The 25676-nt window shown below is 56.5% G+C and carries 26 protein-coding genes; 12 read left to right on the top strand and 14 right to left on the bottom strand.

Annotation, left to right across the window (positions count from 1 at the left end):
- The first annotated feature begins 64 nt into the window (after nucleotides 1-64).
- Both aguA and AACY19_RS03875 read left to right on the top strand, forming a co-directional pair.
- Nucleotides 65-1171 carry an agmatine deiminase gene (gene aguA, locus AACY19_RS03870; protein ID WP_339448111.1) on the top strand — a complete coding sequence of 369 codons (1107 nt, stop codon included), beginning with the start codon at nucleotides 65-67 and terminating at the stop codon, nucleotides 1169-1171.
- Nucleotides 1172-1417: 246 nt separating this feature from the next.
- On the top strand, nucleotides 1418-1630 hold the full coding sequence (locus AACY19_RS03875) for a hypothetical protein (protein WP_339448113.1): 213 nt from the start codon (nucleotides 1418-1420) through the stop codon (nucleotides 1628-1630).
- A gap of 190 nt (nucleotides 1631-1820) precedes the next feature.
- Here the strand turns inward: AACY19_RS03875 and AACY19_RS03880 are convergent, their stop codons facing one another.
- Entirely contained in the window at nucleotides 1821-3914 is a 2094-nt protein-coding gene (locus tag AACY19_RS03880) for a TonB-dependent receptor (RefSeq protein WP_339448115.1), read from the bottom strand.
- A gap of 248 nt (nucleotides 3915-4162) precedes the next feature.
- Between AACY19_RS03880 and AACY19_RS03885 the strand changes: the two genes are divergently transcribed.
- From AACY19_RS03885 to AACY19_RS03910, 6 genes are all read left to right on the top strand, one after another.
- Complete coding sequence (locus AACY19_RS03885) at nucleotides 4163-4831, top strand: DsbA family protein (RefSeq protein ID WP_339448117.1); 669 nt, start codon at nucleotides 4163-4165, stop codon at nucleotides 4829-4831.
- Nucleotides 4832-5128: 297 nt separating this feature from the next.
- A complete protein-coding gene (locus AACY19_RS03890; RefSeq protein ID WP_339448119.1) occupies nucleotides 5129-6415 on the top strand; it encodes an OprD family porin in 1287 nt (428 codons plus the stop codon).
- Between the two features lie 231 nt (nucleotides 6416-6646).
- On the top strand, nucleotides 6647-7393 hold the full coding sequence (locus AACY19_RS03895; RefSeq protein WP_339448121.1) for a 2OG-Fe dioxygenase family protein: 747 nt from the start codon (nucleotides 6647-6649) through the stop codon (nucleotides 7391-7393).
- 79 nt (nucleotides 7394-7472) lie between these two features.
- A complete protein-coding gene (locus AACY19_RS03900) occupies nucleotides 7473-7850 on the top strand; it encodes a GNAT family N-acetyltransferase (protein WP_339448887.1) in 378 nt (125 codons plus the stop codon).
- Complete coding sequence (locus AACY19_RS03905; protein WP_339448123.1) at nucleotides 7847-8563, top strand: AzlC family ABC transporter permease; 717 nt, start codon at nucleotides 7847-7849, stop codon at nucleotides 8561-8563. Before AACY19_RS03900 ends, AACY19_RS03905 begins: the two co-directional genes overlap by 4 nt.
- Nucleotides 8542-8859 carry an AzlD domain-containing protein gene (locus AACY19_RS03910; protein ID WP_115076201.1) on the top strand — a complete coding sequence of 106 codons (318 nt, stop codon included), beginning with the start codon at nucleotides 8542-8544 and terminating at the stop codon, nucleotides 8857-8859. Before AACY19_RS03905 ends, AACY19_RS03910 begins: the two co-directional genes overlap by 22 nt.
- Here AACY19_RS03910 and AACY19_RS03915 read toward each other — a convergent pair.
- On the bottom strand, nucleotides 8776-9702 hold the full coding sequence (locus tag AACY19_RS03915) for a LysR family transcriptional regulator (protein WP_339448124.1): 927 nt from the start codon (nucleotides 9700-9702) through the stop codon (nucleotides 8776-8778). The two genes, AACY19_RS03910 and AACY19_RS03915, sit on opposite strands and share 84 nt — an antisense overlap.
- Nucleotides 9703-10036: 334 nt before the next feature.
- Between AACY19_RS03915 and AACY19_RS03920 the strand changes: the two genes are divergently transcribed.
- The gene (locus AACY19_RS03920; protein WP_007961687.1) at nucleotides 10037-10447 is read left to right on the top strand and encodes an MbcA/ParS/Xre antitoxin family protein; all 411 of its coding nucleotides are present in this window, start codon (nucleotides 10037-10039) and stop codon (nucleotides 10445-10447) included.
- On the top strand, nucleotides 10444-11124 hold the full coding sequence (locus AACY19_RS03925) for an RES family NAD+ phosphorylase (protein ID WP_339448126.1): 681 nt from the start codon (nucleotides 10444-10446) through the stop codon (nucleotides 11122-11124). The genes AACY19_RS03920 and AACY19_RS03925 overlap by 4 nt, the downstream gene beginning before the upstream one ends.
- A gap of 199 nt (nucleotides 11125-11323) precedes the next feature.
- Here AACY19_RS03925 and AACY19_RS03930 read toward each other — a convergent pair whose 3' ends face one another.
- From AACY19_RS03930 to AACY19_RS03945, 4 genes are all read right to left on the bottom strand, one after another.
- On the bottom strand, nucleotides 11324-11728 hold the full coding sequence (locus AACY19_RS03930) for a nuclear transport factor 2 family protein (RefSeq protein ID WP_339448128.1): 405 nt from the start codon (nucleotides 11726-11728) through the stop codon (nucleotides 11324-11326).
- Nucleotides 11718-12089 (bottom strand): Rid family hydrolase, encoded by a 372-nt coding sequence (locus tag AACY19_RS03935; protein WP_339448130.1) that lies wholly within the window; start codon nucleotides 12087-12089, stop codon nucleotides 11718-11720. The genes AACY19_RS03930 and AACY19_RS03935 overlap by 11 nt, the downstream gene beginning before the upstream one ends.
- A 64-nt stretch (nucleotides 12090-12153) precedes the next feature.
- Nucleotides 12154-12765, bottom strand: coding sequence for a glutathione transferase GstA (gstA, locus tag AACY19_RS03940; RefSeq protein ID WP_339448132.1), 612 nt, complete (start codon nucleotides 12763-12765; stop codon nucleotides 12154-12156).
- A gap of 155 nt (nucleotides 12766-12920) precedes the next feature.
- Nucleotides 12921-13847: a LysR family transcriptional regulator gene (locus AACY19_RS03945; RefSeq protein WP_339448134.1), complete on the bottom strand. Its 927-nt coding sequence runs from the start codon at nucleotides 13845-13847 to the stop codon at nucleotides 12921-12923.
- 99 nt (nucleotides 13848-13946) lie between these two features.
- On the opposite strand from AACY19_RS03945, the gene AACY19_RS03950 reads away from it, so the two are divergent.
- Complete coding sequence (locus AACY19_RS03950) at nucleotides 13947-15320, top strand: MFS transporter (protein WP_339448136.1); 1374 nt, start codon at nucleotides 13947-13949, stop codon at nucleotides 15318-15320.
- A 170-nt stretch (nucleotides 15321-15490) separates the two neighbouring features.
- On the opposite strand, the gene AACY19_RS03955 is transcribed toward AACY19_RS03950, so the two are convergent.
- From AACY19_RS03955 to AACY19_RS03980, 6 genes are all read right to left on the bottom strand, one after another.
- Nucleotides 15491-16057 (bottom strand): UbiX family flavin prenyltransferase, encoded by a 567-nt coding sequence (locus tag AACY19_RS03955; protein ID WP_339448138.1) that lies wholly within the window; start codon nucleotides 16055-16057, stop codon nucleotides 15491-15493.
- Nucleotides 16044-17552: a UbiD family decarboxylase gene (locus AACY19_RS03960; RefSeq protein ID WP_339448140.1), complete on the bottom strand. Its 1509-nt coding sequence runs from the start codon at nucleotides 17550-17552 to the stop codon at nucleotides 16044-16046. The genes AACY19_RS03955 and AACY19_RS03960 overlap by 14 nt, the downstream gene beginning before the upstream one ends.
- 66 nt (nucleotides 17553-17618) lie before the next feature.
- Nucleotides 17619-18041 carry a DoxX family protein gene (locus tag AACY19_RS03965; protein WP_045157108.1) on the bottom strand — a complete coding sequence of 141 codons (423 nt, stop codon included), beginning with the start codon at nucleotides 18039-18041 and terminating at the stop codon, nucleotides 17619-17621.
- 15 nt (nucleotides 18042-18056) lie between these two features.
- Complete coding sequence (locus AACY19_RS03970) at nucleotides 18057-19091, bottom strand: hydroxyacid dehydrogenase (RefSeq protein WP_339448145.1); 1035 nt, start codon at nucleotides 19089-19091, stop codon at nucleotides 18057-18059.
- Complete coding sequence (locus AACY19_RS03975) at nucleotides 19088-19960, bottom strand: TauD/TfdA dioxygenase family protein (RefSeq protein WP_339448147.1); 873 nt, start codon at nucleotides 19958-19960, stop codon at nucleotides 19088-19090. The genes AACY19_RS03970 and AACY19_RS03975 overlap by 4 nt, the downstream gene beginning before the upstream one ends.
- Nucleotides 19961-19986: 26 nt before the next feature.
- A complete protein-coding gene (locus AACY19_RS03980; protein ID WP_339448149.1) occupies nucleotides 19987-21282 on the bottom strand; it encodes an aminotransferase class I/II-fold pyridoxal phosphate-dependent enzyme in 1296 nt (431 codons plus the stop codon).
- Nucleotides 21283-21423: 141 nt separating this feature from the next.
- Between AACY19_RS03980 and AACY19_RS03985 the strand changes: the two genes are divergently transcribed.
- Nucleotides 21424-22350, top strand: a complete 927-nt coding sequence (locus AACY19_RS03985) for a transcriptional regulator GcvA (protein ID WP_339448151.1) — start codon at nucleotides 21424-21426, stop codon at nucleotides 22348-22350.
- A gap of 514 nt (nucleotides 22351-22864) precedes the next feature.
- Here the strand turns inward: AACY19_RS03985 and AACY19_RS03990 are convergent.
- Complete coding sequence (locus AACY19_RS03990) at nucleotides 22865-24217, bottom strand: ATP-dependent nuclease (RefSeq protein WP_068936921.1); 1353 nt, start codon at nucleotides 24215-24217, stop codon at nucleotides 22865-22867.
- A 2-nt stretch (nucleotides 24218-24219) separates the two neighbouring features.
- Nucleotides 24220-25191 (bottom strand): reverse transcriptase domain-containing protein, encoded by a 972-nt coding sequence (locus tag AACY19_RS03995; protein WP_339448155.1) that lies wholly within the window; start codon nucleotides 25189-25191, stop codon nucleotides 24220-24222.
- Between the last annotated feature and the right edge of the window lie 485 nt (nucleotides 25192-25676).

Genomic DNA, 25676 nt, shown 5'->3' on the forward strand with positions numbered 1-25676 from the left:
TTATCGGTTATAAAGTCGCCAATGCTGTAAAAATCCTCGACGGTTCCCTGGAGTCCTGATCCCGATGACCACATTGAAAAGTACCCCGCGCGCCGATGGCTTCCATATGCCGGCCGAATGGGCACCGCAAACCCAGACCTGGATGATCTGGCCTGAGCGTCCGGACAACTGGCGTCTGGGCGGCAAACCGGCGCAAGCGGCACACGCTGCCGTGGCTCGGGCCATTGCCCGTTTCGAACCGGTGACCGTTGCGGTGTCCGCCGGCCAGTACGAAAACGCGCGCGCCCGCCTCGATGTGCCGAATATCCGTGTGGTAGAGATGTCCAGCGATGACGCCTGGGTGCGCGACAGCGGGCCGACGTTCGTCATCAACAACAGCGGCGAAGTGCGCGGCGTGAACTGGGACTTCAACGCCTGGGGCGGATTTGACGGTGGCCTGTATTCGCCGTGGAATCGCGATTCACAGGTCGGCGGCAAGATCCTCGAGATCGAGCGCAGCCCGCGTTACCGCACTGAAGGTTTCGTCCTTGAGGGTGGTTCGATTCATGTCGACGGCGAAGGCACCCTCATCACCACCGAAGAATGCCTGCTCAACCGCAATCGCAACCCGCACCTGGGCCGCGAGGAGATCGAAGCGCTGCTGAGCGCCAATCTGTCTGTGGATAAAATCATCTGGCTGCCGGACGGTCTGTACAACGATGAAACCGACGGCCATGTGGATAACTTCTGCTGTTACGTGCGCCCTGGCGAAGTCCTGCTGGCGTGGACCGACGATCCGCAAGATCCGAACTACCCGCGTTGCCAGGCGGCGATGAAAGTCCTGCAAAGCAGCACCGATGCCAAGGGCCGCCCGTTCGTGGTGCACAAGATGCCGATTCCGGGCCCGCTGTTCGCGACCGAAGAAGAGTGCGCCGGTGTCGATCCGGTGGACGGCACCCAGGAGCGCAATCCGTCTGTGCGCCTGGCCGGTTCCTATGTGAATTTCCTGATCGTCAATGGCGGCATCATCGCGCCGAGCTTCGACGATCCGATGGATGCGCCGGCCAAGGAAATCCTGCAGAACCTGTTCCCGCAGCACGAAGTGGTCATGGTGCCGGGCCGTGAACTGTTACTGGGCGGGGGCAATATCCACTGCCTTACCCAGCAGCAGCCTGCGCCGCACAAAGAGTGAGTTGAGTCGTAACAGCTTGAGTTGATTAATAAATCAGCCGGCACATTAATAGCTCGCTATGGATCAATGGAAGCCCGCAGCCCGTAAGGACTGCGGGCTTCTTTGTGTCCACTTGTCGACAAATGAGAAACCTTGGCATAGCTCTTGTATCGGATGTATCCGCACTAGGGAGGGGGGAGAACTTCAATAGTTCTGTCATAAACCTTGGATAACGTAGCCGCTCACGAACGGGGAGAGGGCGCTGAAATGAACGCCGAAGTGAACGTAGTCAGCGAGCGGACTTTGCATCCCATGGCCGTCAACGGCGAATCGCTCCAGATTGTCGCGCACTGGTTGAAATCCAATGGAACGCGTCAGATCAGGGAACCTGATCCGCGCCGGATGATGATCGAGCGTTACCCCGCTGGTCTGTTCAGCGAGGCCGAACTGGAAGCTTTGTGGGCTGTACTGGAAGGATAAGAAGAACAACAGGGATTGGTAAAAGCGCTGCCGGGATGGCGGCGCTTTTTTATGCGCAACAGAAAACCAATGTGAACACTCAATTTGTGGGAGCGGGCTTGCTCGCGAAAGCGTCCGGTCAGGCAACATCGTCGTTGAATGCCCCACCGCATTCGCGAGCACGCCCGCTCCCACAGGGTTATGTGTGAAGTCAGAAGCTGTAGGTGCCGGTCATCACGACGCTGCGCGGTGCACCTGGCTGGATTTGATAGGCACTGGTCGCCGAGGCGTAGTAATCACGATCAGTGATGTTGTTCAGCGCCGCGCGCAAATCCCAATCCTTGAAGCGGTAACCGACCAGCGCATCCCAACGACCGTAACCCGGCAGCACGGTGGTGTTGGCGTTATCGGCATAACGTTGGCCGACCAGGGTCAGACCGGTTTCGCCGTACCAGCCCATTTCCGGTTTCCAGGTCAGGAACAGGCTGCCGTTGTGCCTGGCGACATTGTTGATGCGCTTGCCTTCGAGGCCGTTGTTGTCCTTCTCGATCTTCGCGTCCTGCACACCGACGCCACCGCGCACGTACCAGTTACCGACGATGTTGCCGGTGGCCGTCAGTTCGATCCCGCGAGAGCGTTGCAGGCCGCTCAGCACGGTCAGGGTCGGATCGTTTGGATCGGTGGTACGTCGGTTGTAAAGCTCCAGATCATAAATCGCCAGCGTGGTGCTCAGGCGATCATCCAGCCAGTCACTCTTCACGCCGATTTCTTTCTGTTTGGTCAGCTCGGGGCTGAGGTCGTTGCTGTTTCCGGCCGCGCCCGGGGTGATGCCGATCAGGCCACCGCCCACGGGCGAGAAGGTCTTCGACCACGAGGCATAGAACGAGTGATTCTGCAGCGGCGTCCAGACCAGGCCTACACGTGGGCTGGTGCTGTGGCTGTCACGGTCTTCGGAAATATTGCGCAGTTTGTTGGTCGACTCTATGTCGAACGTGTCGTAGCGCAATCCACCGAGCAGTTGCCATTGATCGTTCAGGCGCAGTTGATCCTGGACGTAGACCGCGCGGCTTTCGACTTCGGTGTGGCTGCTGCTGGAAACCTGCATGCGGCCGGTGTGGCGCAGGTCGCGATTGGGGTTGAACAGGTCGAGCGCCGGCACCGGCTGTGCCCCCGGCGTTCGACCGGTGGCGGCGTTGTACAGCGTTGGATCGCGGCGTTGGCTGCCGATCTCGACACCGGTGAGCAGGCGATGTTCCAGACCGAAGGTGTCGAATCCGCCTTCCAGCTCGATGTTGTTATAAACGTTGCGGGTCGTCAGATCCTGCTGCCAGTGCTGGCGTGTGACTTTGTTTGTGGCCGGTGTGTAACCGGTGAGGTAAGTGTTGTCGAAATCGCTGTCGAGCTTGAACACGCCGAGGGTCTGGCGCAGTTGCCAGTTGTCGTTGATTTCGTAGGTGAGCTTGGAACGCAGCGACTGCGACTTGTCGTCGATGAAATCGTGATCGTTGCCGTAGGTGGTATCGCGACCGACATCTGCCGGACGCCCGTTAACGCCGGGAATGCCACGATCCGGGGTGCGGTTGTAGCGGCTGTATTCGTATTGCACCAGCCAGTTCAGATCCGGCGTCAATTGCCAGCTCATCGACGGCGCGAACAGTTGGCGATTGCCACTGACGCCATCGCGGAAACTGTTTTCATCCATGTTGCCCATGTTCAGGCGCAGGCTGATGTTTTCCGTCGGGTCGGTGCTGAGGTCGGCATAGAGGCTGCGCAGATCTTCGCTGCCAGCCTGGGCTTCGATGGTCGAGCGGCGGCCGAATTCAGGCATCTTGCTCACGCGGTTGACGATCCCGCCCTGACTCCCACGCCCGTACAGGACGGCGGCCGGGCCTTTGAGCACTTCTACGCGTTCGATGTTGTGCAGGTCGCGCTTGTACTGGCTGTCGTCGCGGATGCCGTCCAGATAAAAGTCATTGCTGGCGTCGAAGCCGCGGATGCGCAGGCTGTCGAAGCGGGTGTCGGCGCTGCTGCTGACGTTGGGCATGCCGCTCAGGGCGTCGCCGAGATCGTTGGTGCCGTAGTTGGCGACGTTGGAGGTCTTGATCGCGTCAATGGCTTGTGGCACGTAGCGGACCGGCGTCGAGGTGCGGGTCGCGGTGTTGCTGACCTTGGTGCGCGGATCATCGGCTTGCGCTTCGGCGCTGATGGCCGTGGCAGGTAACTCAGTCGCAGAATAGGCAAAACCGCTGGATAGAAAGGCAGAAAGCCCAAGAGTGACGGGCGTGAGACGGAACGGGGCAGGCATTGAAAAGCGCATCCGAAAAAGTGGAAGAATTCGAGCGCTCGAATGGTAATGCTTTGCATTTACTTTCGTTAATGATTCCCTAAAAGTTCACTTGCTGGATTGTTTCTATTTGTGTCCAGATAGAAACAATCTGACTAATCGGACCATTCGACCGATTCGTGAAACAGACTCGAAGCCATTCCGGCGTTTTTCTGCAACGCGTCGAGGCATAGTCTGCCGGCATTGATTTTTCTTGCCGGAGTTTTCTGATGATCCTTCACTACATTTACGATCCGTTCTGCGGCTGGTGCTATGGCGCCAAACCGCTGGTGCAAGCGGCCCAACACGTGCTGCCGGTGATCGCCCACGCCGGCGGGATGATGAGCGGTAGCAATCGACAACGCGTGTCGCCGCAATTGCGCAATTACGTCATGCCCCACGACCGGCGTATCGCCGAGTACACCGGGCAAACTTTCGGCGAGGCTTACTTCGAAGGCCTGCTGCGCGATCACTCGGCGGTTTTCGATTCAACGCCACCGATTGCTGCGGTGATGGCGGCAGAGCAAATCGACGGACGTGGCCTGGAAATGCTGGGACGTCTGCAAACGGCCCACTATGTGGAAGGCCGGCGTATCGCCGATCAGGACGTGTTGCTGGAACTTGCCGCACAACTCGGGTTTGATCCGGCAACGTTCACGGCCGCATTCACCAGCGTCGATAGTGAGCGCCATATAAAGGACAGTCGCGCACTGCTGGCGAAGCTCGGTGGCCAGGGTTTTCCGACCCTCGCACTGGAACAGGATGGTCAGTTCAGCGTAATCGACCTCGGGCCCTGGTTAGGCAAGCCGCAGGCGTTTACACAATGGTTGAGTGGTGCGCTGTCAGCCACACAGAAGTCGGCTTCGCCAACGGTTTGCGGCCTCGACGGCTGTATTTGATCTGCCAATGGATTCACTGAAAGTCGGCAGTAATGGGCAAGCAGCTACTGCAAAAAAAGCATTTCTTAGACGATTTTTGCCTATTTAAAGACGATTCTTGAAATTGACACATAGTTCAGGGCGCGGCTACGATTCGGCCCCAGCGCCTGTGGCCAACCGCCATGACTCAAATAATTAGAAGGCCCGCCATGACTTGCTTGTGGGCGGGTGTTTTCGTTTTGGGGTGAAAAAAGAGTGCGATAGCGCCGTTTCAGCCGTTCGACACAGCGCGTTTCGACCCGAAATAAGGAAAATAAAATGTTGAACAAGCGAATCAGTCTGATCGCACTGGGGATGTTGAGTGCCACTCAGGCCATGGCTAATGACCAGGCCGAGTCCAAGGGTTTTGTTGAAGACAGCAGCCTGAAAGTGCTGCTGCGCAACGCCTATATCAATCGTGACTACAAAGACGGCAACGCCGACAAGGCCGAGTGGGGTCAAGCGGCCATCGGTACGTTCTCGTCCGGCTTCACCCAAGGCACCGTCGGTGTGGGTGTAGACGCCTTTGGTCTGTACGCACTGCGTCTGGATGGCGGCAAAGGCCGCAGCGGCGCCGGCGGTATCGACTTCTTCAAACAGGGCGATAGCGGCAACGCGGCTGACGATCTGTCCAAGGGCGGCGCTGCGGTTAAATTCCGTCTGTCCAGCACCACGCTGACCTACGGCGACCAGATGCCGGCGCTGCCGGTGCTGAACTACGACAACTCGCGTCTGCTGCCGGAAAGCTACACCGGGACGTTGATCACTTCCAAAGAGATCAAGGGCCTGGAACTGAACGCCGGTCGCTTCACCGCCGAATCGCGCAAGAGCGCTGAAGGCCGTGACAGCGGTGGTCTGAAGTCGATCAACGTATTGGGCGGTAGCTATCAGTTCACCGAACAGTTCAAGGCTGCGCTGTACGCGTCCGACGTCGAAGACGTACTGAAGAAGCAGTACGTGAACGCCAACTACGTGTTCCCGATCAACAAGGATCAGTCCCTGACCCTCGACTTCAACGGCTACCGCACCAAGCTGGACAACGCCTATGTCCGCGAAAACGGTGTCACCGGTGATGACAACAAGATCTGGAGCCTGGCAGCAACTTTCGCCACTGGCCCGCACTCGTTCACCGTGGCGCATCAGCGCTCCACGGGCGACAGCAACCTGGGTTACGCCTACGGCGGTTATCAGCGTGGTCAGAACCGCGTTGGTGACGGTGGCAACACCATCTACCTGGCCAACTCCTACTGGTCCGACTTCAACGCTGAAGACGAGCGCAGCTGGCAGTTGGGCTACGGCCTGGACTTCGGCGCATTCGGCGTCCCCGGTCTGAGCTACAACTTCGCTTACGTGCGTGGCGACAACATCACCACGTCCACCAGCGAAGGCGGCACCGAGCGCGAGATCTTCAACCAGTTCAAATACGTCGTGCAGTCTGGCCCGGCCAAAGACCTGAGCGTGAAACTGCGTAGTTCGATCCTGCGTGTGTCGCAGAAATCCAGTGAATACAACGTCAGCGGTAATGAGCTGCGCGTGTTCGTGGATTACCCGATCAACATCTTCTGATGATCGATCAAGTGTAAGAAACTTGAGAAAAACCCCGATTGATTCGGGGTTTTTTTCGACCGTTTTCCGATGAAAACCAGAAAAACCCCGTGTTTTTGTCATGTAAAAGTTGTTTTCAAGTCGCTGCAAACGCCGTTTCAAACTGGGCTTTAAATGCCTGAAATTCTTTCTCATGGACGCAAATTCTCCACCTAATAGATTAGGCCGCTCAACGCAGCGGAGAATTTGGTAATGATCGTTTTGAACAGAGAAGTGGGCGAATCGCTACGGCGCGACAAATATGTCAACGTCCAGGGTGGTGACTTCAATCTCTACGGTCATTTTGCCGACTTCGTGAGACTGACCAAGAGTTGGGAAAACATGGAGCCTGACAGTTACTACGGTCAGGCCGAAGCCGGTATGCGCTACCGTCGTTATAGCGACTTCGAGTACAACCCGAAAACCCGCGAGCTCAAGCAGCTCGAACATCGCGCTTATGTGCAGTCCAAGGAAAACAACGCCTACGTGGGTGGCGTGGTTCGTCACTTCCAGGATTTCTCCGATGAAGTTATCAGCTCACCGGTGATGCGCAGCCTGATCGACACCGATTTCGAAGTGTACAAAAGCGTCCTGCCGGAAGAACTTCACGATGAAATCTGGCAGTGCCAGATTCACCAGATTCGCATCGAAATCAAACCCGGCAAGCAGCTGGAGATCACTCCGGAAGGCATTCACTGCGACGGTTATCCGTTCAGCGGTGTGCATTTCTGGGGGCGCAACAACGTCGAGGGGGCCGAGAGTCGTTTGTACGACATTCATGAGCATCAACTGGCGTCGACCACTTACCAGGAAATTCTCGACACGACCTACTTCCTCGACCGGGATATGCGCCACTACGTGACCCCGGCGCGCAACAACAACCCCCATGCCATGGCGTACCGGCAGATTCTGGCGATTTCCTTCTCGCGGCCCGGGACCGCTTTCGACATTGTTCGCTAATCAGATCACCCCAATCGACGGCGTCGAATGCTCGACGCCGGTGGTGCTGCGACGCGCCACGGCCAAGGATGCGCAGCGCATGGAGCGCTTCTTCCGCCAGTTCGACGAAGTGTCCTTCTGCGAGTGGCAGGACGCCAAGTGTCTGCGCGGTGTGCTGATCCAGAAAACCACCACGGCCTATCTGGCCTTCGACGTCGCCGGGGAAATCTGCGGCGCGGTGCTCGGTGGCATGCTTGGCAGTCGCGGCACCATCAACCACCTGGCCGTCAGCCCGCTCTATCGCAGCCAGGGTGTCGGGCAGCGTTTGGTGGAAGCGGCGTCGTCCGACATGAAACGGGTCGGCGTGTTACGGATGTTTCTGTTTGTCGACGATGCTAACCTCGCGGGCAAGCGTTTTTGGACTGCCCAGGGTTTTTGCGAGCCTCACGGCGAACGGACATTTGAGAGGGATCTATGAATGAAACGTCCGGCAGTGCGCCGCTGATGGCGACCCATCAGCCGTCGCGCACGTTCGCCGAAGCCAGCCCGGTCGTCGCCGGATATTTCACGGTGTCGTTCGTGTTCGGGCTGATGGCCGTCAACGCCGGGCTGCCAGTGTGGCTGCCGGTGGCGATGTGTCTGTTCGTCTACGCCGGCGCTTCGCAGTTCGCCGCGCTGGCGCTGATCAGCAGCGGCGCATCGCTGACCACCATTGTGCTGACCACCTTCCTCATCAATGCGCGGCACATGCTGATGTCGGTCTATATGGCCAAGGCGTTGCGCGTGCTGGGGCTCAGTCGCATGGAGCGCTGGTGCTATGCCGGCGGCCTGACTGATGAATCGTTTGCCTTCCACAGCGTCAAGCTCGGCAAAGGTGCGCCGGTCAACGTGCGTTACCTGATCGGTTTCAACCTGTTCTGCCACACCTCGTGGGTGCTCGGTGGTTTGCTGGGGGCGCTTTGTGCGCAGTACGCGGCGCACCTGATCAAATATCAGCTCGATTATGCCCTGACGGCGATGATGCTCTACGTGCTGGTGTCGCTGTGCAACACCCGCAACAAGCTCATTGCGGCCGGCGCCGCTGTGGTTTGCATGGGTGCACTGAGCCTGGTCGGCAGCTCGCCTTTCAACGTGTTCATCGCCACATTCGTGGGCTGCGGAGTGGGTGTATGCCTGACCAAACGTTCCTGATTCTGGTGGTCGTGCTGATGATGGCCGTGACCTTCCTGCCGCGCGCCTTGCCATTGCAAGTGAATACCGAGCACTGGCCGCCGTTCGTGGCGCGGGCGCTGGAGTACCTGCCGGTGGCGATCGTCGCTGCGATCAGCCTGACTCCCTTGTTGATCAAGGATCAGCACATACAGCTCGATCGCCCGGAATTCTATGCAGCCATTCCGACGTTGTTATGTGCGTATTTCAGCAAAAACCTCTTTCTCAGTGTGGCGGTTGGGACGGCTGCGTACATTGCGCTCGGCTCGTTCATGTAGCGGCAGATCGACCACGTCGCTCAGCGCCTGATTGGACAGCTCCGGATTGTTCACCGCCAGACGCACTTCGAGGAAATCCTCGAAGTCGGGGAAAATCGTCAGGCCGTTTTTTTGCGCGGCCTCGCGCGAGACCATGCCCACCGCATCCATCTGAGTGATGAGCGACAACGTCAGGGTTTCACTGCACGAATAGACCATGCGCTGGCCGTTCTCGTGATTGCCCAGCCCGGCGTCGAGAAAACGCAAAAAGCTGTGGGAATACGGACAATCTTCCGCAGGACGCACCTGAAACTTGTTGCCCAACAGCGTCAGCGGATCGTTCTCCTGACCACAATGCGCGCCGACCACCTGCACCTGCACATCGGGCAGAACGATACTCGGCAAGCCCGGACGTTGCGGACCGATCAACACCGCCAGGTCAAAGTCCTCGTTCTTCAGCTTGCTGAGGTTTTCCATCGACTCGGCGTAGCTGAATTCCATCTGATAATCGGGAAACACCTCGATCAGTCGTCCGATCATTCGCCGGTTGAAATCGGGCGACAGCGTGTTGTTCAAGGCAACCTTCAACGTGCGCTGCCCTGGTACCTTGAGCGACTCGACTTTTTCTTCCATCTGCCGCGTGGCGATCAGCACTCTGTCCATGTAAGGCGTCAGCTCAGTGCCTTGCGGCGTCAGCGTCAGCCCTTTGTTGGAACGTCGAAACAAGCGGAAACCGAACTGCTCTTCGACCTTGTTCAACTGCGCGGCCAAGGCCTGCACAGTCAGGCACGAATGCTCGGCTGCGGCCGACAGGGAGCCGGTCTGCACGATGCGCATCAGGTTGCGTAAGGTTCTGCTATCCATAGGTAATGCCCTCTGAAGTGGGCTGGGTATTGTTGTTTACGAGACTGCCGGACCGGCGCCATATGCTGGCTATATTCCTGTACCTGAGCATAGTTGTCGCGGGTTTAGTAGCGAATTGATGCCCCTGCCGATGGCTGGAGGCTGACACAGGATCGGGTTTTTTGCTGGCGTGAGGGTGATGAAGGTCAACCAAATGCTGACTTGGAATAACAATTCGTGGCTTTTTCCAGGATCTGATCAAAAGCAGAAGCTGATTCACTTGCGGATTAAAACAAAACATAAATCCGGATCTGTACTAGGCTTGAAAGCATGTGATTCAGCCTTGGAGGCGGCCGTGCCTACTTCATCCCCAGCCCTCACCCCGCGTGAACAACTCGACGTCCCGGAAGCCGGCCGTGTTGCGTTGAAGTTTTTCTTCAATCTCATGGAGCGCTGGGGCTGTAACGCCGAGCAGCAGCGCACGCTATTGGGGGGCGTCGGCAACACCACGTTCTACAAGTACAAACACCTGCCGCCGAACATCCGCCTGCCGCACGACACGCTGGAGCGCATTTCGTACCTGATGGGTATTCACAAGGCGTTGAGCATCATCTTCAGCAACAGTCGCGAGCGCGCCTACACGTGGGTCAGCAGCCCCAACACTGCCGCGCCATTCAATGGCCGAACCGCGCTGGACTACATGCTGGCAGGGAGGGTGGTCGACATCGCCGACGTGCGCCGCTACCTCGACGGGGTGCGCGGTTGAAAGCCCCACCGCTGGCCGAACCGCAATGGCCCAAGGCCTACCGGATCGTCAACAGCAGCTTCCCGCCGATTGCACTGTTCGAAGACGTGCTCGACCCCGAAGACCTGGAAATCGCCTACGCGCTGGAAGCACTGACCAACGACCGCCTGATCGAAGAGGCCGGCGTCCTCGCCCGCGTGCGTCCCGAAGACCGACTCTGCGGCCCCGGTTCAACGCCGGTGATGGCGGCGTTTACCCACATCGGCAAAAGCAGCCGCTTCACCGATGGCACCTTCGGCGTCTACTACGCCGCCAGCAGTCAGGCCGCCGCCATCGCCGAAACCTGCTATCACCAGGAGCGTTTCCTCGCGGCCACCAACGAAGCCGATCTTGAGCTGACCATGCGTACTTACGTCAATCGCGTGGTTAAACCGCTGCACGACGTGCGTCACGACTTTCCACAGCTGCATCAACCCGATCCAGACGCCTATGGCCCATCCCAGGTATTTGCCCGGCAACTGCGCGAGTCTGAATCCTGGGGCCTGCTCTACAACAGCGTCCGCCTGCCGGGCCACGACTGTGTCGCCGCATTCCGGCCGCCGGCGGTGTCGATTCCGAAACAGGGCAAGCATCTGCGTTATGTGTGGAGTGCGAGTGAGCGAAGGATTTCGCTCGTCTTCGAAATCGCCCGAGTTTGAGAGGTGAAGGTTCGACGTAAAATGGACGTGCCAGAAACAACAAGATCGACCCTGGAACGAGAAGCTTTGCTGCCTTCAGCGGGAGGCTCAATGGCGGCACAGTGCGAATCTGATCCTCAAAAGAATTCAGCCCTGCACGTCAGATGCGTGCAGGGCTTTTTTGTTTCACGCGATTGAGCACTGGCGCGCGCCGACTCGCTTACGTTGTCTCGAGCACCACGGCTGGCTCGAGCGGCGTCGCTTGATAGACCAGCAGTTGCCATTGTTCATCGGTTTTCTGCCACGCTGTGAGCGTTCGGTTGTGCAGAAGTTTTCGCACGCCCCCGGAGGTGACGGTGGTGGACATTTCGCCAAACGCGATCGCCAGTTCACCCACCCGGGTCACTTTGTCGATTTGATGGTTGAGGGTGTGATAGACGAACTCCCGAGAGCGGCATTTCTCAAGGTAGCTCTTGAGATCGTCGACCACACCGCTGGCGTGGATGTAGGTCAGGTCCGGGTGGAACAGGTAGCTGAAGATATCCAGATGACCGCCGAGCATCGCGGCACTGCGTTGTGCTTCGCAGGTGCGGATCACCAGGTCGATTTGATCGTTATGCGTCATCAGCCGTTCCTCGCGCCGCCGCCACGATGATTTCGATCAGCAGTTTGCCGCCCAGATCGACGCCGTAACAGGCGCGCTGGGGCCAATGCTGCGGGTTGTCGCCGATCCACTTGGCCCAGATTTCATCGACCACGGGTTTGCTGCCCATGTCTGCCAGCAGCACCTGGGCTGACAGCATGCGCGAGGCGTGAGAGCCAAGGCCTTCGAGGCTGGTGCTCAACGCGGCCAAGGCCTGGTGAGTCTGGCCGGCGATGTCCAGTGAGGTGTCCGCAGAGGTTGCCACGGTATAAACGATGTTGGCGTAGGCGCAGGAACGGCTACGTCCTGCGTGGCCGCTCGGGACGCGTTCAATTGTGTGCATAGGGGGCATCATCCAGGTTGAAGTGAGGCAGAAGCCAGCATCGACCGGCTTCTGTCATCCGTGATTAAACCGGCTGCGTTGCCTCTTCCGCGGCAATGGCGGCTTGCACGCTGGGACGTGCTTCGATGCGCTGCATGAACGACGCCAGTTCCGGCCAGCCCTTGACATCGATATTGAAGAACGGGAGCCACTTGAGCACGGTGAACAGATAGGCATCGCTCAGGCCGAACGCGCCGAGCAGGTAGTCTTTGTTAACCAGTTCCCTGTTCAGGTAGTCCAGGCGCTTGAACAGTTTCTGCCGGAAAATTTCTTTTGTCGGCTCGGGAATTTCAGCATTGAACAAGGGGGCGCTGCCGCCATGGATTTCCGAGGTGATGAAGTTCAGCAGTTCCTGCAGACGAGTGCGCTCCCAGGTGCCGTTGGCCGGTGCCAGGGAATTGCCCGGAACCTGATCGGCCAGGTACTGGACGATGGCCGGCCCTTCGGTCAGTACCTGGCCGTTATCCAGCACCAGTGCGGCGACATATCCCTTCGGGTTGATCTCGCGGAAATCACGGCCGTCTGCCGTGGCTTTGGTCTTGTTGTTGACTCGGATCAGTTCGAAAGGCAGGCCCAGTTCACGTAGCACGATGTGCGGCGACAGTGAGCAGGTCATGGGGGCAAAGTACAGTTTCATGGATATCTCCTTATAAACGGGCAACGCTTACCCGAACGTGTTGCCGTTCCAGACATGAAACGGCTGTGACCCTCGTTCCAGACATATTGGTGTCATGTCACCAAACGGTAAAATTACGATCTTATGCGCCCATCATTAGGTGCTCTTATGTCTATTCAGGCGACTTTCGCTTGAGTACTGCGAACCGTTAGCGGGATGTCGCTACCGAGGGCCGACTTGCGGATTTCATTGAGAAACGCCAGGGCAGAAGGCGTGTGTTCGCCGGCGGGTGAGCACACCAGGCCGAACTCGCGATAGATCGGTTTGCTCAATTCGAAGACCCGCATTCCCCGGCGATCAACCGGCAGTGTCGAGGCCGGTACGATCGAAATGCCCATGCCTTCACTGATCAACGCAAACGCCGTGGTCCAGTCGCGCACGGTAATCTTGATGTCCTTGAGCTTGAGTCCTTCACGCTCGACCAGTGACTGACCATTGAGGTAGCAGCCGCCGGTCGCGAGGATGAAAGGCTCTTCCACCAGATCCTTGAGTGCGACTGTGCTGGCCGAGGATTTGCGGGCCAGGTCATGGTTCGCGGGGACTGCCGCCACCCAGGAGTCGCGGCCCAGCAACAGCGCACCACGGGACGGGCAGGGGTTCATCACGACGCCCAGGTCGATGCTACTGTTGGTCAGCCATTGTTCGACTTCTTCGTCGGTGCCTTCGAGCGAGACGATTTCGATGCCGGGGTGCAGCCGGCTGAAGCTTTGCAGTAGCGGCGGCAGCAGGTTGGCGAACACGGACGGAAAACTGGCAAGTTTGATTCGCCCCAGATGGCATCCGCGTGACGCATCCACCAGGTTCTGGATCGATTCGAATTCGCTGAGCATGCGTCGTGCGCGGTCGATGATCTGCTGCCCGATGGCCGTCGCGGTGGTCTGGCGGCGGTCGCGCACGAACACTTTTACGCCCAGCGCTTCCTCCATCTGCGTCAGTGCCTGGCTTGCACCCGACTGGGTAATGCCATAGCGCTCTGCGGCGCGGGAAACATTTTCGGCGTCAGCCACGGCGACCAGCAGGCGCCAATGCATCAGGTTCATCATCTCAGTAGTTCCTCTTATGTTCGGCTAATCGAGATTTAATTTTACGAAGCACCTGCACAGCCTCAGGATCGCCCTGAATACACAGTGAGGTGTTGGAAAGTGGGCAAAACCTTGTCAATGGATCTGGCGGCCAGCCCCGTCTCGGCAGCTCCTGTTCTGGTGAGCGTGGCGTTGAGTTCGTTCATGGTCGCGCTGGATGTCACAGCGCTTAACGTGGCGCTGCCGAGCATCGGGATTGACCTGGTAACGGGTATGGATCGGCTGCAATGGATCGCCGGCGCCTACACCCTGGTGTTTGCCAGCCTGCTGTTGTCCGCCGGTGCGTTGAGTGATCGTCTGGGAGCCAGGAAGGTGTTTCTGTTTGCCCTGTTGGTTTTTACCGGTTCATCGGTGGCCTGCGGGTTGGCACAAGGCGTTGTTGAACTGATTGCCGCGCGGGCCATTCAAGGCATCGGTGCGGCACTGATGCTGCCGTGTTCCATGGCGTTGCTGGTCGAGGCGTATCCCGATCCCAAGGCGCGGGCCAAGGCAGTGGCCTTGTGGGGCGGGATCTCTGCACTCGCGCTGGTGAGCGGCCCGTTGTTGGGGGGCATGCTGGTGGAACTGGTCGACTGGCGTTCGATTTTTTATCTGAACGTACCGTTCTGCCTGATTGCCTTGGGCTGTTGCGCGGTACGCAGCAGTCGCCTTGCCATCCAGCCGCGTTCGATTGACTGGGCGGGACAGATGCTTTCGGCGCTGGCGTTGGTGTCGTTGATCTTTGCCCTGATTGAAGGGCCGGTGTGGGGCTGGGGCAACCCCTGGGTAATCGCGACATTACTGGTGGCGCTGGTTTCGGGCGCGGCGTTTATCTATTCGCAGCAGGCGCAGCGTGAACCGATGCTGCCGCTGAATCTGTTCGAGTCCAGAACCTTTTCCGCCGCCATTGGTGCCGGGTTTCTGCAAACCCTGGCGTATTACGGCAGCCTCTTCGTGCTGCCCTTCGCATTGCAGGGGCAGGGCCGGACGCCGGTGGAGATCGGTCTGGCAATGATCCCGATGACGATTGCGACTGGCGTGATGGCGAGTCTCTCGGGGCGTTTGTCCAATGCTTTCGGTGCCCGTTCAGTCGGTGCCGCCGGCATGCTTTGTGGAGCGCTCGGGGCGGCATTGCTGGCGCTGTACGGAGTGGATCGCATCAGCCTGATGCTCGGGGGATTGTTGATCGGTCTGGGCGGTGCGACGTTGCCGGTCATCGTCGGCGCTTGTCTGGCGAGTGTGCCGAGCGGCAAGGTCGGCGTCGGTTCCGGGGTACTCAATGCCGCGCGCCAATGTGGCGGGGTGACCGGTATTGCCTTGCTCGGCGCCACGCTCCAAGCGCCGGGGCACGCCACCGGCGCCTTATCGATCATTGCCCTGTCGTTCGTTGCCGCCGCCTTGTTGACTGTACTGCGGTTGTACACCGACGGAGTCGATGTCGTGAGTGAATGCTGACCGGCGCGCCGAAGCTGTCCGGTGAGTATTTCAATGAATCGACGTAGCGTTGCCTGCCCCGTCTCGAGCAGGCAGGCAAACGCAACGTTGTTGTGTGGGTTCAGGTTGTGAAAGAGCGATTCGGCAAGGCGCCGAAGCACGCTTGCCGAAGATGCAGCCAACAGCGACATTCAACCCCAGCGACGTACTGTCCCGGTGTCCAGCCCCAACAGATCGAGCATTCGGCCAACCGTGTGATCGACCATGTCTTCGATGGATTGCGGTCGGGCATAAAACGCCGGTACCGGCGGCATCACGATGCCGCCCATCTCACAGATCTGGGTCATGCTGCGCAGATGTCCAAGATGTAACGGCGTTTCCCGCACCATCACAATCAATGGCCGGCGCTCCTTGAGCGTCACATCGGCGGCGCGACTGAGCAGGCTGCCGGTGATGCCGCTGGAAATTTCCGAAAGACTCTTGATCGAGCACGGGGTCACCACCATGCCCAGGGTCTTGAACGAGCCACTGGAAATCGATGCGCCGATGTCCGCGGGATCGTGCACGACGCTGGCAAGCGCTTTGACATCTGCCACTTTCATATCGAGTTCATGGGCTAGCGTGACTTGAGCCGATTTGGTCATGATCAGGTGGGTGGCAATGTCCAGCTCGCGCAGCAGCTTCAGTGTGCGCACTCCGTAAATCACGCCGCTGGCACCGCTGATGCCGACCACGATTCGTCGTTCAGGGCTGCTCATGGGAATCCACCGTGTTGTCGAATGCGCTGACCGCTGGCGCTTCGCCCGGCAGACCCAAATCGTTCCAGCGCTCGCGCACGCGTTCATAGATTGATGGACGCAACAGGGTGCGGGTCGGGAAGTTGCGAATGTTGCGGTAATCCTTGCAAGCGTTGATTAAGGCTTTGGAACCGAAGAAACGCTTCTCAGGCGGGTTCTGTGCCGGGTCCAGCGGCGAGCCGCGGGTGTTGCGCAGAATGTCGATGTCATCGCTGGGCGTGGCGCGCGTGGCCATAGCCCACAGCACTTGATTCATGTCGGTGGGATCGACGTCCTCATCTACCGCGACAATCCATTTGCTGATGTAGGCGCCACCGGGCACCTGGCCGGCGAGGGCCAAGGCTTGTGCGGCATGCCCGGCGTATTTCTGTTCGAGACTGATGATGATCATGCCGAAGGCCCCGGCAGCGGCGGGCGGGCAATACACCCCTTTGATGCCCTGAATGCCGAGCTTGTCGAGGTCGTTCCAGATCTTGGCCGAACGGATGGTAGAGAAAAACGCGCTTTGCTCGTTCGAGGGGAAATCGGCCATCAGGGCGTTGGTCAGGATCGGTCGGGTGCGGTAGTGCAGGGCGGTGACTTCGATTAGCGGGCAATCGATGTCCTTGTAGCCGTAATAGCCGGTGAACTCACCGAAAGGCCCTTCTTCACGGGTTGAGCCCGGGCGAATGACGCCCTCAATGACAATCTCCGCTGCGGCAGGAATCAGCAGGTCGGAGTTTCTCGCGCGCACCACTTCAATGGGTTTGCCCTTGATGCCACCGGCAAAATCATACTCGCTGACGCCCGGCGGCAACGACTGTGATCCCACCACCATCATCAATGGATCGACGCCCCAGGCTGCCGCGACGGGCAGAGCCTCGCCCCTGGCCCACGCCTGGTGGATATGGCGCAGGGCATCCTTACCCGGTGCCAGCGACAGGCCGACCTCGCGCGGACCCTGGATCATCATTCGATAAGTGCCGACGTTCAGGTAGCCGGACTCCAGGTCCCGGGTGAACACCGCATCCGCGGTACCGGCGTAGGCGCCGCCATCCCTTGGCCAGTGTTTGGGGATCGGCAGGCGGGTCAGGTCAATGTCGTTGCCGGTGAGGGTGTTCTGGTAGATCGGCGCGGCTTCAGCCGAGATTTCAAGCGGGGCGATGCTGTGTTTGAGCTTGTCTTTGGTGCGCCGGATCAGTTCCATGGTCGGCGTATCCGGAGCCTCTTCAAGGGTGATCGCGGTGCGCGCCACGCTCGGGCCGAAGATGTTCCACAAATGACGCAATCCCAATGCCGAATCGGCCTGGTCGAAGAGCACCGCAGGCGAGGTGGTCTGGCGAGCTACCAGATAAGTGATTGCGCTCATTTCTTCAATCGGGTCGACGGCTTGCGAGACGGTCTGCAGTTCGCCGATCTTCTCGGCCCGTGCCAGCCAGTCTCGAAGGTCGGCAACCGGTTCAATCAATTCGTTCATCTTGGGTATCCGCAGGGACTGAATAGAAAAAACGGCGGGCGCATTTCTGCACCCGCCGTCAGCAGATCAACGTTTGTCGATCGAGTACTTTCCAGGCCCCAACAGGCAGAGGAAAAGGAAACCGCCGGCGATGCTCACGTTCTTGAAGAAGTGCACGAACAGGGTGTGATGATCGGCCGGATTGGTGGTGTTCCAGAACGCATGGCCGATGATCCCGGTGCCGATGGTGTACAGCACGAAAATCGCTGCGATGGGCCGGGTCCAGAAGCCGAACAGCAGGGCCAGTCCGCCGAAGAATTCGACGAGGGTGGCGACGATCGCGGTGAACTCAGGGATCGGCGCGTTTACCGATTTGAGGTAGGTCACGAAGCTGCCGTGGTCGGTGACATAGGTAAAGCCGAAATAGCCGTACAGGATCAGAATCATGATCCGTGCCACGAGGATCAGTGCGTCGCGTTGGTCATCGAACAGCTGATAGCGTAAGTACATTCCATTGCTCACAAGTCAGATTGGGTAAGGGATGGCGTCGGCGGAGTCTGCTTCAGCCAGGTGGAACGTTCGGTCGAACACCTGCGGGTTCACCACCTTGTCGCGGTTTGGTTGAGCGTCGAAAACGTCGAGTACGTTGCCGGCGGCCAGTTTCGCCATGCGGCTCACTGCCTCGCGGGAAACCCCGGCCAGGTGCGGCGAGCAGATAACGTTGTCGAGGCTGGGCAGACCGCTGCCGTGGGGAGGCGGTTCTGGCAGGAACACGTCCAGCGCGGCACCGGCGATGCGTTTCTCGACCAGTGCCTGATAAAGCGCCTGCTCGTCGACGATGCCGCCACGTGCGGTGTTGATCACATACGCCTGGGGTTTCATCAGGGCTAAACGCTCGGCGGACAGCAAGCCGACCGTTTCGGCAGTCTTCGGGCAGTGCAAGCTGACGTAATCAGCACTGGCCAATCCGTGTTCGAGCACTGCAACCGGTTCTACGCCGTGGGGCAATTGCCGTGGAGCGAGGTATGGGTCGTACACCTTGACGCGCATCCCCAGCGCCACGAGGAGCGTGGCAACACGGGCGCCGATCCTGCCGCAACCGACGAGCAGCACTTCGCGGCCTTCCAGTTCACTGGGCAGGTAGTCGTAGCGCTGATGCCAATTGCCGTTGCGCACCAGATGAGTCAACGCCTCGGTACGTTTCGCCAAGGACAGCATGAAACCCAGCGTGTGCTCCGCCACTGCCCGGTGATTGGCATTGGCGCAGACCATCACTGGAATCGCGGCCTCGGTCATCGCCGGGATATCGACGGCGTCGAAGCCCACGCCGATCCGCGACACCACCTGCAAACCCGGCGCGCGTTGCAATTCGGCGGTGCCGAACCGGGTCAGGCCGAGAACCACGCCGTGCACTTCATCGAAGCTTTCGAGCAAGGCCTGGAACTGGCCCTGCTCGATGGTGTTAGGAAACTCCACCACTTCGATGTCGTCACGCTCGCGCAGCATTTGCTTGCCTTCGGCGCCCAGGATATGGGCAATCAGTACGCGCTTGCTGCTCATGCGACGTGCTCCTTTAACGCGTCCCGGGCAAAGAACTCGCCGTCATTGACGCCGATGCGGAACATCACCCGCTCGGCATCGCGCGACAGCTCGGTAGCGCAGTGCAGCACCGAACGGTTATCCCAGATCAGCAGGTCGTCAGACTCCCACTGGTAGTTGAAAACCCGCTCCGGCGTCAGGGCAAACGCGAACAGCTCATCAAGCAACGCCCGACTTTGCTCTTGCGAATAACCGCTGATGCGCGTGGTGTAGCCCGGGTTGACGTACAGGCTTTCGCGCTGTGTGCGCGGATGCACGGCAACCGTTGGGTGGGTGCTGGCCGGGAAGGTCTGCTCCAGGCGAGTGAAGATTTCCTGGATCGACTCCCCGACATCGTCTTCCTTGACTTTGTAAGTCCAGCGAACGTCATGTACCGCCTGACGATTTTTGACCCGCTCGTACAAATCCTTGGGCAGATCGTCATACACCGATTGCATATCCACGAAGAGCGTATCGCCACCCGTCGAGGGAATCTGTTGCGCGTGCAGCATGGTCAGCGGCAGTGGTTCTGCCAGGTAGCTGGAGTCGCTATGCCACATGTTGCCGAGCTTGCGCGCACCGACCGCGCCAGCTCCGTTGCGGTTATTGATCACCAGAATGTTCGGATACGCCGGGTCGTGGTAACTCTTGAGCTTGAACTGTTCGAGTTCCCCGAAGCACGCTGCGAACTGTTGATAGCCCTCACGGGTCAGTGTCTGGTTTTTCAGTGCCACCACTTTGCGTTCGTATACCAGCTCCTGGATGGCACGAATCTCGTCCAGGGAAGCCGTGTTGATATCGAAATCCGTCACTGCCGTGACGAAGGTTTCCGCCAGATCCGTTCGCTTCACGTTGAGAGTCTCCTGCACGACGTCAGTCAAACGGCCAGCGCCGGCTGGAGTTGATTAGCGGTAGGGGTGCTATCCAGATTTGAATCGCTGCTTTTGAGCATCAGGCTCAGATCGAGGATGTCGGCCGGGTTGTGTGCCGAGGTGACCGACATGCGCAGTGCTGCCTGACCGCGTGGTACGGTCGGGAAGAACACGACGGAAGTGTAGTGACCCTGTTGCAGCAGGTACTCACCCTTGGCGATGGCTTCCTCTTCGTTACCGATACGCACGATCCGGATCGGCAATTCGCTGCCGCTGGTTTCGGTCGGGATCAGGTTGTCGAACAGCTTCATGTTGTTGCGCAGCGAGCGTTGCAGTTTGTGCAGTTCCGGCGAGGCATGGATTTCCGCCGACGCCAGTGCTGCGCCCACGGCAGCCATGTTTGGTGCGCAGGAGAAGCCGTAGGTGGGTGCATAGCGACGGATCGAGTTCTCGATGTGCTTGGTGCCAAGCATCAACAGACCGCCCGCTGCGCCATAGCCTTTACCCAGGGATGCGGCCACGATGGTGTTCTCATCCAGGCCGTCCAGTTGCGAGCGGACGAAACCTTCACCGTGCTGGCCAACCACCGAAATACCGTGGGCATCGTCCAGATACACAAACAGACCGTACTTGTCCTGCAGGGCTCGCAGCTCACGAACCGGCGCCGCGCCGCCCATCGAGTAGGCACCATCGCCCACGTAGGCGACCTTGCGACCGCCCTGGCACAGACGCTCCAGGTGTTCGAGGTCGTTGTGCTCGATCACGATCACATCAGTTTCTTCGCGCAGAACCGGGATGTGGTACTGCAGAGTCACGTGGGCGAAACGGTCGAAAGCGATCAGCGGTTTTTCACCGCCAGTGAACAGGCCGGCAGCCAGCAGCGGCAAGGCGCCCATGTTGGCGGCAGCCACGGTCGGGAACACCACCACACCGTTTACATCAAACAGCTTGGCCAGAGTGTGTTCCAGGCGTACCAGCGGCTCGGCGGAGAGGCGTGTGCGGGCTACCGAAAAGTGCGCCGACGGGATGTCATCCATCGAGGCCTTGGCGGCGGCGAGCACTTTGGGGTGGGCGTCCAGGTTGAGGTAACCGCAGCGGGTGTAGTCGATCACTTCCTTGCCGCTGGTGGCAATTTCGATGCGGCGGTTGTCGAGCACACGGCAGGAAACCCCCATCAGACCTTTTTCATACGCGGCGTCGAAATGTGGACGGCTGATTTCAGCCATTCTCGAGGCATTGCGAGCCTTCAGTTGTGGCGCTTTTTCGTCCGGGCTGTTGTTGATTTCAACTGTTTTATTCACGGCGATCTCATCCTTTGAGTGGTCGTTTTAAAGCCGTTGTGGCTTGAGAACGACGCTAGGATCTACGACCGCTGAAACATTTTGCAAAGGACTTCTTGAGTGCTACCTTATGACAAAATATCATGAGCATTACGAAGTCTTATGGTTGCCAGAATTCCCTCTCTCAATGGATTGAAAGCGTTTGAATCTGCTGCCCGCCATATGAGTTTTACGAAGGCCGCTGAAGAGCTCAATGTCACGCAGACGGCCATCAGTCATCAGATTCGCCGACTTGAAGATGAACTGGGCATTCGCCTGTTTCTGCGGCTCAAGGACGGCCTGGCGCTTACCACTGAAGGCCATGCCTATTTACCTGGCATTCGCTCGGCGTTTCATGAGTTGCGCTATTCCACGGAAATGTTGCTCGAGTCGACCAACAACAGCGCATTGACCATCAGCACCCTGGTTTCCCTAGCGTCCAAATGGCTGTTGCCGCGCCTGGCATCCTTTCAGGATGCATTTCCCAACATTGACGTGCGGGTCACCGCATCAACCGAACTGGTCGACTTCCGCAAGGGCGGCATCGACGCAGCGATCCGCTACGGCTTTGGCGACTGGAAGGGTTTGCGGGCGGACTGGCTGATGTCCGACGAGATCTTTCCTGTGTGCAGCCCCAAGCTGTTGACTGGCCCCAAAGCCTTGAAAAGCCCGGTCGATCTGGCCAATCACACGCTATTGCAGGTCAGCGGCATGACCAGCAACGACTGGAACATGTGGTTGAGCGCGGCAGGACAACCGAAGAAGCTCGCCGAAGGCACGCGGCTGACCTTCGATCTGGCAATGATGGCGGTGCAGGCTGCCATTGACGGATTGGGGGTGTGCATCGGTCGCTCCACCTACGTCGATGACGATTTGAAGGCCGGGAAACTGGTAGCGCCGTTCAACCTCAAGTTGAAGTCCGATCTGGGATTCTACCTGGTGACGCCGCTGGAAATTGCCAACTCGAAAAAAGTCGTGGCTTTCCGCACCTGGCTGATCGATCTGGTGCAGAGCGCCGAATCGGCCTCAGCTTCCGAAATCCTTAAATAAGCTTTGCGTTTTGTATTGGCATCTATCAATCCCGCTCTTGTATACATGCCGATAACAATCGAAGGGCCTCATGTAATTTCTCCAGGCAAAAAAAACCGCACGATTTGCGCTTGCTGACCAGGTCAACCTAGGCTTGGCGGGTGTGTTGCGGTGCAGTACAGGTAGGTGCAAGAGCCCGTCAATGTTGGGCTGATGTGAAAATGTAACGTTTGAGGCGTGGCAAGCACAGCTTGGTCGATTGATCGAGACAAGCAGTCGCTGAACTTGTCGCAGCGATGTGGAAGCGGCTGGAAGTTCCAAACGCCAGAAACAACAAAGCCCCTGCATTTCTGCAGGGGCTTTGTTTTGTATGGTGCGGCACCAGGAGTCGAACAGCGCTACAACCCATTGTAAAAAAAATATTTGTTATATGTATTTTTTATTCTATCTCTAAATGTATCCTTTTTGATGGGGCTATCTGTTGGCGATACTCCGGACCAGAACGAGCAGTCCCCTATCATTTATAGAATTCGTTTCAGACCTTTGGGTCTACGGGGTCGTATAAAAAGGACTTTAGTATTTCCGAGAATTTCGTTATTTCGTCAATGTAGATACGGCACAAATACTCAAAGATTTGAGCTTCTGACATTAGCCGTTTACCAGTTAACTTGCTGAACATGTCTTTGTCGTCATGAAACGTAAGACCGGCGGACACTCGTACTAGTTCTTCTGCACCTGACAGATAATCCTCGTAAATTTTCTTCTCCACGCTGCTAAGAGGGATGCAATGAACATTCTTAAAATTAAGAGTGTGCTTTTGGTCTGCTTGGTCTCCATCCAGTATCGAAATTACGTTATCTTTTGTCGACAGAAATTCTTCGTCAGCATTTCTTTGCATTAAATTAACTACATTGGGCGCTCCACCAATGTAAATAATTTTGAATCGATAAAAAGTTTCTGCGCAAAATTTATTAATAATGAATTCTAAAAAGCGCTGCAGTACTTTGTCTTCAGTTAAGATGTATTTGTCCCATCCCTCGAATCCAAATAACAAACTTTTGATGAAGTTGTAAGAGACTGGAAGTGGGCTTACAATTCCGTCTACCTCCTCCAAATGAAATAGCTCGCCGTACAGCAGTGTCTTCATTAACGGGAGGGAGTGCGTGGTGAAAAAAATGTTAACCTTATACTTTTCACAGAACTCTCGTAGCTTTCCAGCTAGTTTTGTTTGTGCGGCAGCATCCAGTGAAATATCTATTTCGTCAATAGCAATGAGTTTTGCCCCGGCCTTTATTTTTCGATAAAGGCTGATGAGAAAAAACTCTCCGGAGCTCAAGTAGTCTTCTCGGATATATTTGCTATCGTCTAACAAAACGCAATAATAGTTTGTTTTTTTGATTTTTATCTCTACTAGGGTATCAAATCTTGAAGTAGAGTAAATCTCATTCAGCATTTTTATAAGCTCTAACGGACGCTCATGATTATCCAATACGATAGATCGTCGAATATCTAGGTCAGCTGAGATGATATTTTGGAAAAAGTTAAATCTCTGGCCATATGGCATAGGCAATTCGGCATCAATGCTTGCCTTGATTTCGTCTGGTATTATATCTTTTGAGTTGAGTGTCCTGATCTCCGGATCATAATAAAAGCTATATTTATCATCTTCTGCAGTATAAGTTACGGCGCTGTCTGTATTGAAGATGCTAGCCGGGGATGTCCGTGCAAATGTGTCAGCAAACTGGAGGTTTTGAATAGCCTTGACTAACGTGGTTTTGCCTGCGCCGTTTCTTCCTACGATACAGGTTAACTTGCACGAACTCAGGTCTAAATCTACAAGCATGTTTCGAATGTGTTGAATGTTGGAGATCTGGATTCTCAACTTCATGGCTACTTCACCGTGCCGCGAATAAACGCGTCAACAACTGAAGTTCCATATTTTTTCCGTAGTTTATTTAAGTAGTGGGGGTCGGTAGTGTTTACGTAGTTCAAATAACCCGATATCTGTAAAAGGCCAACACTGTTGTCGCCTTTTAGTTTTGAACTTTCTGATTCTAGTCTATCATTGAATTTGGTTTTATTGCTCGCGTAGAAGTGAAGTAGAACCTCAATTGTATTTTTTAGTTTTGAATCAATGGTGACGGTTCCATTGGGCAAAATAACCATCCCCAAAATTTTTATTTTATTTCCTACAGAAGAAAATTTGGTTTTGCTGAAGTTTAGGTTTAGCTTCTCGCCGAAACACTCTCTCAGCATTTCTCCAACTGTAGTATCGATCCCATATAGTCGGGTGTCCCCACTGCTAGACAAGATAATGTCGTCAGAATATCTAGTGTAAATTAGATTTTGAGCGATACAGTAATCTTCAAGTATGCTGTCAAATTTTTGAAGGCACGCATTGCTAATAATAGGGGATGTTGAAAACCCAATGGGCAGCATGTCATTTACGGTTGACATTTCTATAATTCTATCTAAATATCTGTCTATGTCGGAGGCAGGTATAGAGTCGAAATTGTTTTTTACTGTTTCTCTTACTAAGGCGCTATCAATACTGTTAAAAAAGTTTTTCAGGTCTGTTTGAAAAAAATGACGGCTGCCGGCATGTTTTTGTACTGCACTTGCAACGTTCACTCCTTTTCTGTAGGAATAAACAACATTTTCATTTACTTTTAAAAATTCGAAGACAAATAAATTTAGAAATTTATGGTAGGCCTTCAGTTTTTCGTCGGTCTTGTATAGTTCCATGCCTTTGAGGGTGGTTACTTTATAGCGTGTTGTTATATCTCCCGCCAAAAAATCCTGGAAATCATGTTTTCCATGATACATGGCGTCAAATATCGAGCTTAATTCTTTCTTTGCCATAACAGCCCCTCAAACCTTCGACTCACTATGTGTTACGCGAATTTTTTATTCGTGACAGCAAAACTAATACTGTTGTGGTGTTTGCCTCAGTCTATATATGTACAGCAGACTATGGATTCAGGCTGGGGTCACTGTAACAAAAAAAAGGCGCATAAGCAGGTATTAAGCCAGAATGCACCATAAGTGCACAGCTAATTGAACAGTTGAAAGTGATCTTTAGGTGCAGGCAGGAAGGGAGTTACGGGTAACGCAAATTTTACTGTTCGTGCGGCTTCCCTCAATCAGCAGATTGGGGAAGTCACACAAAAGTAACTCGGATACAGGCCTTTAGAGGTCAGCTTGAGACTGGAGATGCTCCTAGTCACTGACATGAAGAGATCCTAAGCCGCATTCCCAAAAAAAACAAGGGTAGGCGGGTCATCCCTGAGTTCTAGCTCTGAGATATGTACAGTCATATTCTGTGAGTCTAAAGCTGACCCAGTGCT

It is taken from the genome of Pseudomonas sp. EA_5y_Pfl2_R50 (genome assembly GCF_963970475.1).
Taxonomy (GTDB): domain Bacteria; phylum Pseudomonadota; class Gammaproteobacteria; order Pseudomonadales; family Pseudomonadaceae; genus Aquipseudomonas.